Source organism: Anaeromyxobacter oryzisoli (genome assembly GCF_022690765.1).
Lineage (GTDB): Bacteria > Myxococcota > Myxococcia > Myxococcales > Anaeromyxobacteraceae > Anaeromyxobacter > Anaeromyxobacter oryzisoli.
The window spans coordinates 107,647-124,432 of record NZ_JALCZA010000007.1; the positions used below are offsets into that span (position 1 = coordinate 107,647).

General features: G+C 69.6%; 13 protein-coding genes. 1 reads left to right on the top strand and 12 read right to left on the bottom strand.

All coding sequences use genetic code 11. From position 1 onward, the window contains the following. Window positions 1-924 carry a glycosyltransferase family 2 protein gene (locus MNZ27_RS04190; protein ID WP_242392780.1) on the top strand — a complete coding sequence of 308 codons (924 nt, stop codon included), beginning with the start codon at window positions 1-3 and terminating at the stop codon, window positions 922-924. A 31-nt stretch (window positions 925-955) separates the two neighbouring features. Here the strand turns inward: MNZ27_RS04190 and MNZ27_RS04195 are convergent, their stop codons facing one another. The 12 genes from MNZ27_RS04195 to MNZ27_RS04250 all read right to left on the bottom strand — a co-directional run bounded on the left by MNZ27_RS04195 (window position 956) and on the right by MNZ27_RS04250 (window position 16,763). Continuing rightward, the gene (locus tag MNZ27_RS04195; protein WP_242392781.1) at window positions 956-1,327 is read right to left on the bottom strand and encodes a DUF2304 domain-containing protein; all 372 of its coding nucleotides are present in this window, start codon (window positions 1,325-1,327) and stop codon (window positions 956-958) included. Further along, window positions 1,324-2,094 carry a glycosyltransferase family 2 protein gene (locus MNZ27_RS04200; RefSeq protein WP_242392782.1) on the bottom strand — a complete coding sequence of 257 codons (771 nt, stop codon included), beginning with the start codon at window positions 2,092-2,094 and terminating at the stop codon, window positions 1,324-1,326. Before MNZ27_RS04200 ends, MNZ27_RS04195 begins: the two co-directional genes overlap by 4 nt. Further along, window positions 2,091-3,263 (bottom strand): glycosyltransferase family 4 protein, encoded by a 1,173-nt coding sequence (locus MNZ27_RS04205; protein ID WP_242392783.1) that lies wholly within the window; start codon window positions 3,261-3,263, stop codon window positions 2,091-2,093. Before MNZ27_RS04205 ends, MNZ27_RS04200 begins: the two co-directional genes overlap by 4 nt. Window positions 3,264-3,305: 42 nt before the next feature. Continuing rightward, window positions 3,306-4,868, bottom strand: a complete 1,563-nt coding sequence (locus tag MNZ27_RS04210) for a hypothetical protein (RefSeq protein WP_242392784.1) — start codon at window positions 4,866-4,868, stop codon at window positions 3,306-3,308. Window positions 4,869-5,269: 401 nt separating this feature from the next. Next, window positions 5,270-7,183 (bottom strand): tetratricopeptide repeat protein, encoded by a 1,914-nt coding sequence (locus MNZ27_RS04215; protein ID WP_242392785.1) that lies wholly within the window; start codon window positions 7,181-7,183, stop codon window positions 5,270-5,272. 126 nt (window positions 7,184-7,309) lie between these two features. Next, window positions 7,310-7,888, bottom strand: coding sequence for a cytochrome c3 family protein (locus MNZ27_RS04220; protein ID WP_242392786.1), 579 nt, complete (start codon window positions 7,886-7,888; stop codon window positions 7,310-7,312). A 181-nt stretch (window positions 7,889-8,069) separates the two neighbouring features. Further along, the gene (locus MNZ27_RS04225) at window positions 8,070-9,335 is read right to left on the bottom strand and encodes an SMP-30/gluconolactonase/LRE family protein (protein WP_242392787.1); all 1,266 of its coding nucleotides are present in this window, start codon (window positions 9,333-9,335) and stop codon (window positions 8,070-8,072) included. Window positions 9,336-9,388: 53 nt separating this feature from the next. Beyond that, the gene (locus MNZ27_RS04230; protein ID WP_242392788.1) at window positions 9,389-10,888 is read right to left on the bottom strand and encodes a cytochrome c3 family protein; all 1,500 of its coding nucleotides are present in this window, start codon (window positions 10,886-10,888) and stop codon (window positions 9,389-9,391) included. 227 nt (window positions 10,889-11,115) lie between these two features. After that, a complete protein-coding gene (locus MNZ27_RS04235; RefSeq protein ID WP_242392789.1) occupies window positions 11,116-12,138 on the bottom strand; it encodes an NHL repeat-containing protein in 1,023 nt (340 codons plus the stop codon). A gap of 4 nt (window positions 12,139-12,142) precedes the next feature. Next, window positions 12,143-13,870: a hypothetical protein gene (locus MNZ27_RS04240; RefSeq protein WP_242392790.1), complete on the bottom strand. Its 1,728-nt coding sequence runs from the start codon at window positions 13,868-13,870 to the stop codon at window positions 12,143-12,145. Window positions 13,871-13,881: 11 nt separating this feature from the next. Beyond that, on the bottom strand, window positions 13,882-16,308 hold the full coding sequence (locus MNZ27_RS04245; RefSeq protein ID WP_242392791.1) for an AgmX/PglI C-terminal domain-containing protein: 2,427 nt from the start codon (window positions 16,306-16,308) through the stop codon (window positions 13,882-13,884). Continuing rightward, entirely contained in the window at window positions 16,305-16,763 is a 459-nt protein-coding gene (locus tag MNZ27_RS04250; protein ID WP_242392792.1) for a helix-turn-helix domain-containing protein, read from the bottom strand. The genes MNZ27_RS04245 and MNZ27_RS04250 overlap by 4 nt, the downstream gene beginning before the upstream one ends. Window positions 16,764-16,786 lie beyond the last annotated feature (23 nt).

A 16,786-nucleotide genomic window follows, 5' to 3' on the forward strand; every position in this document is an offset into this window, starting at 1 on the left:
ATGCCAGTCTCGATTGGTATCCCGTTCCTCAACCCCGGCTCTGTCTTCGAGAAGGCGATCCGTTCGGTCTTCGCGCAGACGTACTCCGACTGGGAGCTGATCCTCGTCAACGACGGCTCGACCGACGGGAGCCTTGAGCGCGCCCGCGCCATCGCCGACCCGCGCGTCACGGTCGTGTCCGACGGCGAGAACCGGGGCCTCTGCGCGCGCCTCAACCAGATCGCGGCGCTCGCACGACACGAGCTGCTCTGCCGGATGGACGCGGACGACGTCATGCACCCGGAGCGGCTGCGGCGTCAGGTCGATTGGATGCTCGCCCACCCGGAGGTGGACGTACTCGGCTCGCGCGCGGTGGGGGTCGATGAGGATGACGCTCCCACCTGCATGCTCGGACGTCCGTTCGACGAGGGCGGCGAGGAGCGGGCCGCCCTTGTCCGCACGCTGTTCGTGCACACCTCGGTCATCGGGCGGCGCGCGTGGTTCCGCGCGAACCCGTACGATGCCGCGTTCGTGCGAGCGGAAGATCACGAGCTCTGGCTTCGAGCCGCCCCCACGAGCCGGTACGCGCTCCTCGACGAGCCGCTCGTGTTCTATCGGCAGCCCGATCGGCTGAACCTCCGGGCCTACGTGGCCACCTGCAGGACCGATCGCGAGGTCTACCGCCGGTATGGAGCCCGCGCCGGCGGCGCCGCGGTGACGGCGGCCCTGCTCGCGCGCTCGTACGCGTTCGAGGCCATCCACCGCACCGCGGCCGCGCTCCACCTCACGGCGCCGCTCATGCGTCTTCGAGGCGCCGGGCTCCCGGCGGACTCCGTCGCTCGTCACCAGGCCGCGATCGCGCGGGCGTTGCGCGCCAAGGTCCCCGGATGGCCCCAGGCGACCACCAGCGTGGCGCGTGTGGAGCCTACGGCCGTGTGCGGCTGAACGGCGACCCGGGCCGGGTGAGGCTCGGCGGTCAGCGCTCGCGGTCGTGCTCGCCGGGGGCAGGCAGATCGCGCCGGCTCGCCTGGAGGATCGCCAGCTCCTGCGTCAGTCGCCGGACCTGCACCGTCAGGCGCGACAGGACCGTGGTGAAGTGCACGCTGATGAGCAAGAGGAAGAGGAGGGCGAACAGGAACAGCGTCGTGGTGACCGTCACGGCGCCGATGAGCCGGGTGATGCCCTCGATGAGGCCGTACCAGGACGAGAGGACGATCATCACGGCCCCGGTGACGACCCACAGGAACGCGTACTCCTCGCGCAGCTTGCGCCGCCGGATGAGCTCGATGATCACCGCGAAGGTGACGAGGCTCGCCGCGACGGCGAAGATGCGCTGGGTCGGGGTCACGGCCTCTCCCTCCTGAGCGGCACGAGTGCGAGGGCGAGCGACATCCGGAAGATGTAGTAGAGCGGCTTCAGGACGCCGGAGTGCATGCTCTTGCCGTCCGGGGACTCGAGCATCCGAACCGGGACCTCGACGAGCCGCAGGCCGTGGCGGGCGACCATCGAGAGCACGTCGGCGTCGGGGTAGTCCGGCGGGTAGCGGTCGTGATCGTAGAACGCGAGCGCGCGAGCCGAGAGCGCCTGGTAGCCGCTCGTCGGATCGGTGAGCTTCATGCCGGCGTAGTAGCTGGCGATCCGGCCGAAGATCGCCATCCCGATGCGCCGCAGGAGCGGAGGACGGTAGGAGCCGCCGTGCAGGAAGCGTGACCCGACCACCACGTCCGCGCCGGCGTCGAGCGCGTCCAGCAGCGCGCAGATCGAGGCGGGATCGTGCTGGCCGTCCGCGTCCATCTGGAGGACGCTGGCGAACCCGTGGCGCAGCGCGAAGCGGTACCCGGTCTGCAGCGCGGCGCCGTAGCCCAGGTTCACCGGGTGCGTCGCCACCGTCGCGCCGGCGGCGCGGGCCTCCTCCGAGGTGCAGTCGCTCGAGCCGTCGTCCACGACGAGGACGCCTGCCGCCCGCGCCGCGAGCTGGGAGCGGACCTTCCGTACGACGCTCCCGATCCGGTTGGCCTCGTTGTACGCGGGGATCACGACGAGGAGGCGCGAGGGCGCCACAGGAGCTACGGGAGCGGCGGACTCCTGCGCCTTCGCGAGAGCGCCTTGGGTCATGAGTCCGCCTCGTGGCATGCGTCGCTCATCAGGGCCAGCTCCGCTGCGGCCGTCCGATCCCAGTCGAACCCCTCCACCCAGCGCCGGGCCCGCTCCGCCCGCGCCTCCGTCGCTACCGGATCCCGGATGGCCTCCGAGAGCGCCTGGGCGAGATCGTCGGGATCATCAGGATCGTACAGCCGAGCGACCGAGCGGTCCAGCAGGGTGGTCGCCCAGGGGCGCGCCGCCACGACGAGGCCGAGCTGGGAGGCCGCCGCCTCGAGGAGCGCCAGCGGCAGCCCCTCGGAGCTCGAGGCCAGGACGAACAGGTCGTACTCCGGAAGCGCCCGGAGGAGCTCCGACCGCGGGAGCGCCGGGAGGATGCGCGCGTGGTCGCCGAGCTTCGCGGCGGAGATCGCCGAGCGGAGCGCGGTCTCCTGTGGCCCCGCGCCGATGAACGTGAGCTCGAACGCGACGCCCCGGTCGCGCAGCTCGGCGCAGGCGCTCACGACGTCCTGGAGCCGCTTGTGCACCGAGAACCGGCCGAAGCTCACGATGCGCTCGATCTTGCCGCGCGGCGGCCTGCGCGAGAAAGACGGGAGATCGATGCCGTTCGGGATCGCCTCGACGCGTGCGGCACGCGCGCCGCGCTCGCGCAGGTACTCCGCAACCCAAGGCGCCGCGGTCGCGATCGCCCGGTAGCGCAGCAGCCCGCGGACGAGGAGCCACTCGCCGAGCGCGCCCGCCAGCGCGAAGGGAGCCGGATAGAAGCGCCGCCACCCGCCGAGTCCGCCGAACAGGTTGTGCACCACGACGATCGCGCGCCGACCCAGGACGGGCGCCAGGACCGAGAGCCCCGGGAACGGTGACATGTCGTCACGGACCACGTCGATGCGCCAGCGGCGCACGCACTGGAGCACCACCGGTGGAGCGAAGACGAAGAAGAGCGCCTGGGGTAGGTAGCTCGGGACCGGGAACCGGCGCAGCAGCCAGTCCGGCATCACCGAGACGCGCCGGAGGAGCACGCCGTCGATCCGCTCCTCGCGGGCTTCACCGGGCGAGGTCTTCGCGCACACCATGAAGACCTCGTGCCCCATGCGCGCGAGGCGCGGCGCGACGGCGCGGATCCGCGTCTCGGCGCCGCCGGGGTAGGCGAGGGAGGCCTTGTTGACGAAGAGGATGCGCAGCATGCCGACGGCCAGGGGAGCGAAATTCGTGATGCGTCCGGTAGATCAGTGAGCGGAAAGAACGCCGCCAGCGCCTGCGGTGCGCAGCGCGTCGGCCGCGCGCGTCGCCACGGATTCGAGCACGTCGCGCTCCGGGCCGAAGGCGCGCGAGATGGCCGGAGCGACCACGCGCGCCGCCTCTTCGGGGGTTCCGGTCGCGAGCGCGAGCTCGCCGAGAAAATATCGGCACCGGAAGCAATCGGGCGCCTCGCGTACGCTCCGGCGATAGTCGGCGAGCTCTCCGGCTGGGTCGAGCGGCGGTAACGCGAGCAGCGGTGAAGCGGGAGTGATGCTGCGGAACTCGTCTCGCGCCGCGGCCTCGGCGTATTTGCCGTCGCGCCGGAGGTAGAGGAGGCCGGCGTCGTCGAACGCGACGAGTGACCACGTCGATCGGTCCGGCTCGAACACGCCGAACCTCGCGCCGGACGCGGGATCGCCCGCGGGGTACGACACGAGGAGCGCGTCGAAATGGTATCGCGAGTCGAGCATCATGAAGGAGGGCCACACCGTGGGCCCAGACAATGCGGCCGCTGCGTCTTCGGGCTTGATGGCCCCGCGGCCGTCCTGGAACGGCGGCCCGACTTCGCGCCACTCGAGGTAACCGCCGAAATGCAACGTGTTGAAGAGCGCCCCGTCGAACCGAAGCGCCTGGAGATAGTCGACGCCGCGCACGGGGAAGACACCTCGAGAAACGCCCGCGCCGAAGCGGATGTGCGGCGCCTGCGCGCCGAGGGGGGTGCTCGCGACCGCAGCGAGGGCGAGCCCGACCGCGGCGCAGGTCCTCGCTGGTACGCTCCCGAGCCGGTCGGGGAGGGCGGCCGTGGCCTCACCCAGGTTCCGGGCGGCTATGGGCGCAGCGACGATGGCGAAGAAGATCGCGAACCGGACCGCGACGAATGGGAGCACGGCGAAGGCGACCACGGTGATCAGCTCGCGGAAGCGAATGGAGCGCGGTCGGAGGAGGAACGAGAGCGCGCTGAGCGCGATGAGCGCACCGACGGGAGTCCCCCACAGCGCATAGCCTCCGCCGCGCATTTCCTGGATGTTCGCGAGGAAAGCAATGGACTCGCTCGAGGTCGCTCCGGCGCTTCCACCGATCCGAATCGCGGCGGACACGAACCGCATCGCCTCGACGATCGGGTTCGCTCGAGCGGGGGTCAGCGCGCTCGCGATCGCCACAGCGGTGAGCACGGCGGCCGCGACGCCGATCTCGCGCCATCGCGGCGCTCCGGGGGCAGCGCGGCCGGTGACGCGCCGGATAAGCGCGAGCGTGACACCGCAGCAGACCAGAATGGCCAGCGGGGCGAGCGAGACGGCGACCCCAGGGTGGAGATTCGTCCACAGGACGGCGACGATAGGCAGGGCAAGCAGCGGCCGGACTAGCCCGTCCTCGAAGCGGCGGATCGCCCACATGGTCACGGCGAGCAGCAGGGCCGAGAAGATCTCGGTGCGCGCGACGGCGCGATACCGGTAGGTCTCGATGGCGAGCGCAACAGGGATGACGGCGGCGCAGACGGTCAAGACGGTGTGCCGGCCCGCGCGCGGGGTCGAGTCGAGGAGCAGGACCACCGCGAGCAGGGCGCCGATAGTGGCCGGGAGGAGCGAGAGGCCGGCGTCGCCGAAGAGCGCGTGCCACCCGAAGATCGTGACGCTGCCGAGCCAGTAGGTCGGCGGTCCGGTGACGACGCCGCGGAGAGGGTAGACGAAAGGCTCCAGCGCTTGGAGTCCCGAGCGCACGATCTCGCGGCCGAACGCGAGGTGATGAAACATGTCCGGATCGTCGGATCGGACGAGAGTCCCGAGGAACGCGATCACCGCCGCAGCGAGGAGCACGAGGCGGAACGGCCCTGGACGGATCAGAGCGGGCTCGGCGGACTTCATGACGATCCGACGCGGCTCGCCTCGGAGGCGAAGGCGTGGTCGCGCCAATCCATCCTGCGCGTCGGCGGGGCTGGAGCCGGGCTGCGTGCTCATTCCGCGTGCTCCGCGAGCCATCGGCGTGCCTCTGCCTGTTGCACGGTGAGCCCGGGATCCGTCGCCACGAGGAATCGCCGGAACGTGGAGCGCGCCTGCGCGGCATCGCCAAGTGTCGCGTATGCGAGCGCGAGATTGTACAGGACGCTCGCGTTCGCGGGACCAGCCGCCGCAAGCTTGGCCCAGTCCTCGGCAGCGCCCCGGACGTCGCCGTGCGTGTAGCGGCAGGTCGCGGCGTTCTCGCGGGCCTGGCGGTTCCCGGGATCCACGGCAATTTCGGCAACGAAATGTTCGCAGGCCTCCTCGATCCGGCCTGACTCGAGCAGGAGCATCGCGAGCGCGTTGTGCCCGCCGCCGACGGCGCCGCCGCCGCGCGCGAGTCCTTCCCTGAGCGCCCGCTCTGCGCGAGCGGGGTCGCCGAGCTTGGCGTACGCGACGCCGAGGTTCAGGTACACGTGCGGGGCCACCGAGGCAAGGTGCGTCGCTCGCTCGAGTAGGTCGGCGGCGGCACGGTACTCGCCGCGGTCGAGCAGATCCTGCGCGACGTGCACGTAGGGCCTGGACTTGCCGGGGCTCTTCGCGAGCGCGTCGGTCCAGAGGGCCCGGGGGCTCGCCCAGACGCCGTTACGGAGCCAGGTGGCGGCTCCCAGCGCGAGGAGCCACGCGGCGAGACCAGCGGCGAGAGCCGGCCGGTACCTCGGCGCGAGGCGCGATACCCCCCACGCTACCCCGGCGCCGGTGGCGATGCACAGGCCGACCGACGGCAGGTAGACCCGGTGCTCGAACATCACGTCGGCGATCGGGATGACACTCGACTCGACGGAGAGGGTGATCGCGAACCACGCGATTCCAAAGAGGGCGATGCGGGCGATCGCGGAGATCCGCCGTGCGCGCCAGGCGAGCGCCGCCGGGAGCCCCAGCGCGAGCACGAGACCGAGCGCGGGGAGGAGCACCTGCGGCGCGAACGGCGACGTCTGCAGTGAAAGGTCGTGATCGATGTTCTGGCCGACGGGGAGCACCAACAGCCGCAAGTACTCGAGCACCGCCGACGGCTGGGTGAGGAGATAGCTCAGCCACTGCGGGACGGCTGGATCGATTCGCGTCTCTCGGTACGCCGCAGCATATGAGGAGATCGACTCCGCCGGTCGCAGGAACATGCCGATGGCCAGCGCAACGACCAATCCAAAAGGCAGCAGCCTCTTGGCGCGTTCGCGTGGCGTACCGTCGAGGAAAGCGAAATCCAGGGCTATGAGGACCGCCGGCAGTGTCACGGCGTTCTCCTTCGTGAACAGCGCCAGCGTTGCGCACGCAAGCGCGACGCCGTAGAGGACCGCGCTCCGTCGCGGCCGGTCGTCTACCACGGATCGCGCATAGGCGAGCGCGGCTCCCGCATAGAGGAGAGCCGCGAGCGACGCGAAGCGCTGGACGATATACGTGACCGCCTGCGTCTGGATGGGGTGCACGACGAAAAGCAGCCCGGCGACGAGCCCTGCGGCGCGAGCGCCGGCGCGGAGCGCGGACGACTCGGGCCGCGCGCTTCGGCAGGCGAAGACGGTCAGGAAGTAGACGACGATCGCCGTGGCGAGGTGGATCGCCAGGTTGACGACATGGAACCCCGCGACCGAGTGCCCGTGGATGGATCCGTTCAGCGCGAAGGACAGGAAGCCGACGAACCGTCCGGGAGGAACCGGGTTGGAGAAGAACGCGCTTAGGTCTCTCGCAGCCGGGTTGCGAACCAGGTTGTCGAAATCGTCGAACTGGAAAGGAACGCGGAAGGTGTTCGAGTACGCGAGGAGGCCGGCGAAGCCGATTGCGGCAAGATGAGTCCACGTTCTTCCGAAGGAGGGCCGTTCTGAGCGGGCACCGGCGGCGTCAAATCCGCGCTGCGCCGGTTGCAGGGACTTCGCCATGATCCGGGATTGTAACATCGGGGCATCGCCGTACGGGGACGGCGAAAATCAAAAAGGCGGAGACCGTTTCCGGTCTCCGCCCCGAGAATCAAGCCCGAGTCTCCCCGAGCTCAGCTCTTCACGACCTTACTTCTGGTGGCACTGGTCGCAGAAGTTGCCGCCCGCGACGCGGAGGAACTTGTCGCCCGCGACGCCGTTGTGCGGCTCGTGGCAGCTGGAGCACTCGACCGTGTTGGTCGTCGAGAGCTTCACGGCGTCGACCCCCACCACCGGCGTCTTGTAATCGGCGGTAGCCGGGATGACGACGCCCACCGGGTGGTCGTTCGTGAGGGTCGTCCCGACCGAGTGCGCCTTGATCGCGCCGAGGGTCTCGGCCACGCCGTTGTTCACGGCGCCGAGGTCCGTCACGCCGTCGTGGCAGGAGAGGCAGGTGCGGGACTGCGCGCCGGGCTGGCCGACGACGGTGCCGGCGACCGTGGTGCCGTACGGGGTGATCACCGAGCTCTGGTTACGGTTCCAGAGAGGGGCGCCCGTGCCCGCCCCGATGTTCGAGACGGACCAGAGGTGGGCGGCGTGGCAGTAGAGGCAAACGCCCTGCGTACCAGCAGGCGTCTGCTGACGCATGTCGTGCGGCCCGCCGTTCACAAGCGCGGAAGCGGAGACGGCGAACGCCGCGACCGCAAACGCAACGAGAATCTTCTTCATGGAGTGATTCCCTTTCGGTGTGTGAAGTCCCCGCCAAGTTTGGCGGGGCCCGCGTTCGCTTTGCAGCCGCCATGCCCAGCGACAGTCTTGCAAGTGCCCGAAATCAGAATGCTGGCGAACACTCGGCTGGGGGAAAGCGCGCAACATTGGGGGGGAACGCCCAACCACCGACGGTTCATCGTTACTGCACGGGAGCCGCGAGTGTGCTCGCGGCGCTCTGATCTACGGGAATGGTCGGCGACGCCGACGGCTTGTCGGCGGGCGTAGCAGGCGAAAGCGTCGCCGGGTTCGGGTCGGTTTGACCAGGAGCAACGCCAGGCGCGGAGGCCTTGGCCGGCTTGTCCGACTGAGGCAGCGTGGAATCCGCGGCGGTGGTGTTGATGAGCTGGAACTCGTGGACTCGGTTGAGCCCGAAGTCGGTCACGAAGATGTGGTTCTTCGAGTCGAGGAGGATCGCCCCGGGGACGTTCATGAACGGAGGCGCGCCGAACGCGAGGAGCGGCTGGTGCTCTGCGTTGAAGATCTGCACTCCCTGCATGCTGTCCGCGACGTACACGTTTCCGAACGTGTCGAAGCCGATCCCCTTCGCCTTGTCGAAGGCGCCCATCTTCCCGTTCCCGTTCTCGCCGAACATCGACACGAGCACGCCTTCGCGATCGAACTTCTGAATGCGGAAATTGAGCATGTCCGCAACGTAGAGCGAGCCGTCCGGCGCGACCGAGACGGCGCTCGGGAAGTTGAACTCGCCAGCGGCGGCTCCGCGCTTGCCGATCGTCCGGAGGTGCTTCCCGCTCAGGGCGAAGACCTCGACCCGGTGCTGTGACTGCTGCCGCGTGGCCCCGTTGATCACGTAGAGGAGCTGGGCCCTCCGATCGATCGCGATGGCGGTGGGACGTTCGAGCGTGCCTTCCCCGATCTTGCGCAGGAAGACGCGCTTCGGCGAGTAGACTAGGATCGCGTTTCCGATGCGATCGCTCGTGTAGATGTTTCCCTCCCCATCCACGGCCACGCCGACGGGCGAGACGGGCGCAGGCTTCTGATCGATCCCGACGAGGTCGATGACTCGCCTGTCGAGATCGACGGCGGCGACGCGTCCCGAGGCTCCGCACGCGACGTACAGCGTCCGCTCGTCGGGAGAGAGGGCGAGCCCGAGGGGGGAGATGATCTGCGCGCGAGCATCGTGCGGGAAGATCGCGTTCAGCAGCTTCCGGCCGAAGCTCGGCTTCAGGTCGTCGGTCGAGGCGAACGACCGGAGGTACCGGACGCGCGGCGTCTCCGGCGGGACCGGCCAGACGTAGTTCGTCTTGGGCTGGGCTGTTGCGCACCCGGTGGCGACCGCGAACATCGCGACGAGGAGGGTTGCGGTGCGCGCGTTACGTGCGCCCGGGATGGTGGTGAAGGGGCTTCGCATGTGGACCTCGACGCTCGGCCCGATCCGGTCGAGCACGCTGGATGCATCGATACTTACTCTCGCATCACCGGGACGGGCAAGCGGCGGCGTCAGTAGCGATCGCTGACGCCGTCGTGAACGCGCCCGTGGCACGTGAGGTTGCAGCTCCCGTGACCGGGACCGTCGCTGGAGTAGCTCGGGGGCACGCCGGAGGACTTCACGATCGAGAGGTCGAAGGAGACCAGGTGCGCGTTCTCGCGGTCGTTCCCCGCCACGTTCGAGACGCCGTGCGCGTCGTGACAGGCTGAACAGGGAGTCGCCGAGCCGATGACGTGCTTCGCGTGCGAGGGGAAGCCGGACGCGTTCGAGAGGAGCACGGTTCGCTCGTGGCACTTGTAGCAGAGGGCGTACGAGGACGGCCCCTCGATGGTGCGATCGGACGTGAGGTACTGGCGCTCTAGCAGATGCGCGTAGCTCGAGCCGTGCGGCCCTCGCGGCCCCGCGCCGCCGACGCCGGCGCCGTCATCGGAAGCGTGGCAATCCGTGCAGTAGATCATCGACGCCGTGGAGTAGGGGGCCTTGAGGCTCGGGACGAGCGGATTCTTCCCGGGCGCCGCGACCGGGTGGTAGGAGGCGGCCGACGGCTCGAAGACACGGCGCAGATTGAAGTCCTGGGCCGCCCTCTGAACGCGGTCGAATCCAGTGGTCGCACCGGTCTGCGGCTTGTTCGCGCTGTCGCCGTGGCACTTCAGGCAGACCTCGTACTCGAACCTCGCGGGATCGACCCGCTGCCCGTCGATCCCGACGCCCCACACGCCAGCGAGAGCGCCGCCTGTCGCGGGCGCGATCGCCGGCGCAGGGTTGGAGGCGTGCGGATTGTGACAGTCCACGCACGCGACGTGGCGTGGAGCACCGGCAGAGACCTCCGGGAGCCGGCCGCGACCCGCGCCGTCGGTCTTCTCGGCGGGATCATGGATGCCGCGGCTGCGCGACACGTGCGCCGAGGCCTTCCCGAGCTCGCGGCCGATGTCGTGTCTCGTCGTCGTCGCGGCGTGGCAGGCGAGGCAGAGGTCGTCGTCCGTCGTGCCCTGGCGGAGCAGACGGCCACGGACATCTCCGCCGTGAGACGTGTGGCAGGGCGTGCAGCCGGCCTGGGCGACCGTCGTCGCGCTCGGTGCATCGGGCGAGGTCCATGCCGAGCTCGAGGTCGCGTGACTCGAAAGTCCCTGGCCCCAGACCGACGTGTGACAGGTCGTACAGAGCGCGGCTCCGGCGCTCGGCTTCACGAGGAATTTCCCCACCTGTGGGTCGCCCCACTCCGCGTGAGGATCGTGGCACGACGTGCACTGGACCTCTCCGCTTCGGTCGAGCTTGACCGCGTCGCCAGAAGGAGGAAGTGCCGAGCGCCGCCCGGGCGCAGGCCGGAAGGATATCGGATGGCTGCCGCGGAGGTCCGTGCCGAGGTTCGACTTGCGGCCCACAGCGATGGGGCTGCTACCGCCCATCATGGCGATCTCGCCGTTGCGGGTGCGCCCGACCGCGATCGTACCGTCGTGGCAGGAGAGGCAGAGCCGGCTCGCCCCGGTCGGTGCGCCCGGCCTGGTCGACATGGTGCTGCTGTCGTATGGCCTATGACCGCCCCCGATGTCAGGGCGGTTCGTCAGTCCGGTCCCGCTCCGGTGTGAGATGTGGCAGAAGACACATGGGTTTCTCTCCGAGGCGGCCCGATAGACGCCGGGGCCGGTGACGGAGAGATCGTGCTTCGAGCCCGCGACTCGGCCGCCGGGTGACGCATGCGCCGCGCTCGCGAGGAACGCCGCGACCAGGATCCACTGCTTCATTTGCGTCCTCCGACGATCTCGAAAACCTGGATGCGACCGTTCTGGCTGTCGGCCACCGCGAGGTGGCCGTCCAGGACGGCCACTCCGGCGGGGTGGGTGAACCGCCCTGGCTCGCTGCCGGTCGCGCCGGCAGCGTACTGAAAGACCCCCTCGGCCGTGAACACGAGCACCTCGTCACGCTGCGCGTCGCTCACGTAGATGGTCCCGGTCGCGTCCACCGCGATTCCCTTGGGGCGAGCGAACGAGCCGCCCTCGTCACCGGCGACGCCGAACTCGCCGAGCCAGCTTCCATCGGGCGCGAGCCGCACGATCCGGAAGTTGAGCGGATCGACGACGAGCACGGATCCGCCGGGACCAGCCGCGACCGCGCTCGGGAAGTGGAACTTGCCGGTGCCCTCGCCCTGCTCGCCGATGCGGGTGATGAGCGAACCCGAACGCGACAGCACCGTCACCTGATGGCGGGGCGGATCGGCGATCCAGATTCGATCCGGCGTAACGGCAACGCCCGTGGGGCGTGTCATGAGACCCTCGCCGAGGATTCGACACCCGGTCCGCGACAGCTCGATCACCGCGCCTGCACCCGCATCCGCGACGAAGAGCGTCCCGTCGTCGTCCAGGGCCACGGCCATCGGCGCTGTCCATGTGCGCCCCTTGCACGTGAGGTCTTCGAGCGTGCCTGCGGCATCGATCCGGACGACCCGTTCTCTGTCGGGGTCGGCGATGAAGACGACCTTGCCCGCTGCGAGGGCGACGCCGAACGGTCGTGTCAACGCGATGCGGTCTTCCTCCGACTGCTCGGTGCCGGTGATCCACTCGAGCGCAACACGCCACCACGGCCTCTTCGGCGCGGGCGCGTTCGGGGAGGGATGGATCTCGACGAGTCGAAGGCGCGGCTCCTGCGGCGGTGCGGGCCATGTGATCCCCGCGCGGTCACGATCAGGGCCGGTCTTCACTGGCGCGCCGGCGCACGCTGCGGCTGCGAGCATCGCGACGGAGGCGAACCGGTAAAGCAAACGCATGATCTCAGTAACGAGAGCCGATGGTGCGAGCGACGCGGACGAGCACGATGTTGTTCGTCGCGGACGCGGCGTTCGAGCGCGACAGGCGGTCCTCGATCGAAAGCTCGAATGCACCGTACCGGTACGCGACGGCGGCGAGCGTCTCCAGGAGATCCTGGTCGGGCTGTCCCGGCACGGTAGAGAGCGTATAGCGCAGCTGTCCGGTCGCAGACAGGCTGGTCAGGAGCCGGATGTCCATGCCCGCGATCGCCGTGGTGGAGTGGGTGGAGAAGCCGACCGGGACGAGGAGGCCATCGCCGATGAAGGACTGCGGAGTCCCCGGCAAGATGCCGCTCTGGAAGTCGAGCTGGCCGCGCGCAGTGTAACGGTGCCAGGAGTACTCGCCGCGTGCCGAGAGGCTTCGCGTCGCCTCGTCGCCGAGGCCGTCCGTCCATCCTCGCCGAGCGAGCGCGCTCAGCTGGACGGCGAATCGACCGGGGCCGGCGGCGCCGCGAACGCTGCCCGACCCTTGCTGTGAGAGGGCCCATCCGTGTCGGCCGAACAGGTTCGTGTCGTACGTGAGCTCGTACATCGCACCCACGGTATAGTCGTTCCAGGGAGCCTCGACGCGTGCCCTGGTCATCGCGCCGTATCCGAAGCGCGTCGATCCCTCCGACTGAAGCGCGCCGAGGAGGGGCCCGGCGGAGAGCTCGTACGTACGGCGCCGGTCGGAGCGCCGCCACCACGCTTCGGGCCGCAGCGTCGCGCCACGAGACTGCGCGTTTCCGAGCGGTCCACGCGTATCGCGGGTGGTCAGCTCGGCGCCGCCGCGGATGAAGACCTCGCGATTTGAGGTGGCGAAGTCCTGCGAGTAGGAGAGGCTGTTCGAGAGCACCTCGGTCGAGACCGCACCGAAATCGGAGAATGCCCGCGAGTTCAAGTACCGGATGAGAGTCAGCTCGCCAGGTTGGATTCCCGCTCGGTATCCCGCCTGGAAGGTGTTGAGGTCGAGGCTGAACGCGCTTGCAGAGATCGCCGTCGCGGTCCGTCGATAGTACTGATCGTAAACGGTGACATCCGAGGCCTTGCCGAGGTGCGCCTGGGCGTTCAGGTAGAGAGTGTCCTCGTCGAACTGATCGCTGATCCACGTACCGTCGCTGTTCTCCCGGCGGTAGTTCGCGCTCATCGCGAACGCTCCGACGTCCTGATGGAGCAGGGCAGAGAACACGTCGCTCGTACGCGTGTGGTCGGGCTGCGCCGGGAACTCGTCCTTGAACGAGTTCCGCTGGTATCCGAGATCCACTTCAGGCGTCGTCTCGCTCGCGAGGTGAAGCACCCCGCCATAGCGATCGGTCGTTCGATTGCCTGGCGCGTCCATGCCGCCGACGGCGCCGAATCGGGTGTCGGTCCGGCTTGCGAAGCCAGTCAAGGTGAGGGGGCTGTCGGCGTGCTGGAAGAGCGCTCCGTGCACGTTGTAGATGAAGGTGTCCGAGAGCTGGGACTTCGCCCCGTTCAGCTCCACGCTCGATCGTCGGTAGCCGCCGGCCGCTCTCCAGTCGAACACGCCGGGTGAGTCGATGTAACCCTTCGTGTCGAGCCGGAGGTCGAGATCGTAGTGCGGACGGACGTCGTGGGCGAGCCTGTCCTGCCAGGAGTCGGTCCGGTCATAGACGAATCCGAGCTGGCCCGTCCACTCGAAGGCGCTCCCTGCGAGCGGCAGGAGCAAGACCAGGCTGGCTGCGATCCGCCTCATGTTCGGGGTCCTCACTTCGCAGCCCCCTGGAGCACGGTGATGGGCACGTCCACGGCGTACTCCGTCTCCGCTGTCGGGAACTGCCACCCAGCCGCGGCGCGACCGAGGCAGCCCTCGAGCCCCTCGCCGGCGAGATCCGTGCCGGTGGGCGTCACCTTGGCGATGCGGCCCCTGGGAGAGATCGTGAGCTTCAGGGCGCCCTCGGCGCGCTTCATCTGCCGCGCTTGCAGGTGCTCGCCCACGCACGCCTCGATCGACGGCTGTGCGGCCTGGACCGCCTCGCGGATCTGACGCTTTCCGCTCTCGCCCGAGAGCAGACTGGCGGTGCCCGGTACCGCTCCAGGATCGGCAGAGGACGACGAGGCCGGGTTCACGGCACCGTTGGTTTTCGTCTGGCGGAGCGCCGAGATGACCACGTCCACACCTTGCGAGCCGGGCCGCGTGGTGATCCGCGTCACGACCCGGTTCGTGTCGAGCCCGCTGACCGAGATGACGCGAGAGCGGATCTCGCCGGCGCGCCGCTGCGCCTCGCCCATGAGGCTCGGGTCCTTGGCACGCGCCCAGATGAGCAGCTCGCAGCCGTCCTTCGCGGCGAGCTTCGCGATCCCGTCGATGGTGTCGCGGTCCAGCTCCGAGAGCTGGCTCGCGGGCGTCGGGAAGGTGACGATCGTCGCGGCGGCGACCGCCTTCTCGACGGCGGAGCTCGAGGAGGTCGTGGACGGCGCCTGCGCGGCGATCTTGCTGTCCTTCACGATGGCCGTCGGCGACTTCACGACCATCACGAAGACTGCCTTCTCCTTCGGTGTGGCCGCGGCCGGCGTGGTCTCATTGGTCCGGAGCGGGGGCGCCGCGGCGACGCGCGTCTCGGCCGCGCTCCGGGCGATCTTCTCGAGCAGATCGAGCCGCTCGCTGCGAGCGTCGAGCCGACGGTTCCTGGCGTCGAGCCGGTCGTTCATGGAGCGGAGCTGTCGCTCGGTGGCGTCGGCCTTCTCACCGCGCGCGACGAAGCGTGCCTCGTACGCGGCGAGCTGCCGGTTCTTCGCTGCGAGCGCCTGCTTCCGGAGCTCGAGCTGCTGTGCACGGGACGGAGCGGAAGTGACCGACGCGGTGAGGCGGTCTGCCTCACGCCGCTCGACGTCCTCCCTGCTCGCTGCGTCGCGCACGCGACCATCGGCGGCCTCAAGGGTCGGGCCGAAGCTGCGCTCGACCGCGAGCGCCTGGCGCTCGTGCGCCGCGAGCTGCTGCTCGAGCGACTCGAGCTGCCGGGCCTGCGGGGTCGGCTTCGCGCGGTGGGCGATACGCTGTTCGCGGGCGTCGAGCTGCTGTTCGCGCGCGGCGATCTCGCGCTCGCGGCTCTCGAGCTGCTTGCGCTGGGCGAAGAGGGCCTGCTCGCGGGCGTCGAGCTGATCGCTGGTGGCGAGGGCGCTCCGGGCACGAGCGTCGGTGACCGACTCCTGCTCGCGGAGCTGGCCCTCGGCGATCTCCTCGACGGTCGGCGCATCCGCGCGAGCGGGGATGGTGGCGGGGACGGCGGCCACGGCGGACCTCGGCGTGTACGGACCGTACTGGAGACTGCGCGGCTCGGTGGCACCGGCGCTCCGGAGGCGGAGGCGGAAGTGCGGGCGGTCTTCGGCGAGCCGCGCGTCTGGCGCCGCTTCCGTGGGCTCCTCTTCCTGCTCCGCGAGCTTGGGCGAAACCTCGGCGGGCTTCTTCGCCTTCAGGCTCGGGGAGATCGCGATCCCGAACACCGTCCGAAGGGCGTCGTCGCCGGGGAAGTAATCCGTGCCGAGCGAGAGCCCGACGGTCGGGGTGACGCCGAGACGGATGGCGCCCCCCAGCTTGCCTCCGCGCGGACCGGTGAGGGCCTGCGCGACGAGATCGATCTTGCGGACAATCGGCATGGAAACGGCCAGGCCTGCCGTGGCACCGAAGTCACGGCTGCTGGTCGTCTCCAACTCGGCGCCGACGAAGGCCGCGACTCGAAACGGGATCGTGTCGTTGACACGCGTCGAGAGGGTGAGCCTCGCCCCGAAGACCCCATCGTCGTTGAACCGATCCCAAACCGTGCTCACCGCGACGCCGGGGATCCCTCCGTCCGGCGCGAGGAGCTGGAACTTCGCGGCGGTGCCGAAGACGGTCCGCCCTGGCCGCGGGTCGGATGGCTGCCCCCACTGGCGCATCGTGAGGCCGGCTTCGAGCTTCGAGCCGAGTCCAGCGACGGTGTACAGCGGCAGAGCCCCGACGCTACTGCTCGACCCCTGGACGCGATCGAAGCCGACCTCGGCTGCGAACTTCCCGTTCGCGACGCCGACGACCTCGGCGTCGGGGACGTCGAGGATGCCCGACTCGCCCCCGCGAGAGGGGAACACCTGCGCGCTCGCGCGCGAGGCGAGCGCCAGAACGAGGACTGCGGCGAACCAGGTCGCTCTCACGGTCATCCCTGCCCGTCCGTCCGCTCGACCGGAGCGACGCTGCGGAACGCGTGCCGCGTGAGGCCGAACTGGGTGAGGGTTCGTTCCACGCTACGCGTGCTGACTGTGTGTCCGAGTCGCCCGAGGTCCTCGGCGATGCCGGCGGCGCTCCGCTCCGGGTTCCGGAGCCGCGTGGTGACGATGAAGCGGATCACCTCGAGCGGACGCCGCCAGGGGCTTCGTGGCCCCGGCGGGCGCGAGAGGAGGCCCTCGAGCCCTGCGTCACGGAATCGGCGAAGCTTCTCGTAGTAGGTGCTCCGGGAACGGTCGTACTGGCGCAGAACGTCCTCGAGCGGACGACCGCTCGTCTCGCCCTCGATGAGCATGACGAGATCGACGGCGGCCTCATCCTGCGGACGGAGCGGAAGAACGCCCCCCGGACCCTTGATCTCGCGTACGAGACTGCGCTTCGCCGTCGCCATCGTCCGTCCGGGCTCCACGTTCA

What these genes read in the sequence shown, in the direction of transcription:
- MNZ27_RS04240 (WP_242392790.1), bottom strand. Translation starts at nt 13,870, where the DNA reads ATGAGGCGGATCGCAGCCAGCCTGGTCTTGCTCCTGCCGCTCGCAGGG.
- MNZ27_RS04190 (WP_242392780.1), top strand. Translation starts at nt 1, where the DNA reads ATGCCAGTCTCGATTGGTATCCCGTTCCTCAACCCCGGCTCTGTCTTC.
- MNZ27_RS04250 (WP_242392792.1), bottom strand. Translation starts at nt 16,763, where the DNA reads ATGGCGACGGCGAAGCGCAGTCTCGTACGCGAGATCAAGGGTCCGGGG.
- MNZ27_RS04200 (WP_242392782.1), bottom strand. Translation starts at nt 2,094, where the DNA reads ATGACCCAAGGCGCTCTCGCGAAGGCGCAGGAGTCCGCCGCTCCCGTA.
- MNZ27_RS04235 (WP_242392789.1), bottom strand. Translation starts at nt 12,138, where the DNA reads ATGCGTTTGCTTTACCGGTTCGCCTCCGTCGCGATGCTCGCAGCCGCA.
- MNZ27_RS04245 (WP_242392791.1), bottom strand. Translation starts at nt 16,308, where the DNA reads ATGACCGTGAGAGCGACCTGGTTCGCCGCAGTCCTCGTTCTGGCGCTC.
- MNZ27_RS04205 (WP_242392783.1), bottom strand. Translation starts at nt 3,263, where the DNA reads ATGCTGCGCATCCTCTTCGTCAACAAGGCCTCCCTCGCCTACCCCGGC.
- MNZ27_RS04215 (WP_242392785.1), bottom strand. Translation starts at nt 7,183, where the DNA reads ATGGCGAAGTCCCTGCAACCGGCGCAGCGCGGATTTGACGCCGCCGGT.
- MNZ27_RS04230 (WP_242392788.1), bottom strand. Translation starts at nt 10,888, where the DNA reads ATGTCGACCAGGCCGGGCGCACCGACCGGGGCGAGCCGGCTCTGCCTC.
- MNZ27_RS04220 (WP_242392786.1), bottom strand. Translation starts at nt 7,888, where the DNA reads ATGAAGAAGATTCTCGTTGCGTTTGCGGTCGCGGCGTTCGCCGTCTCC.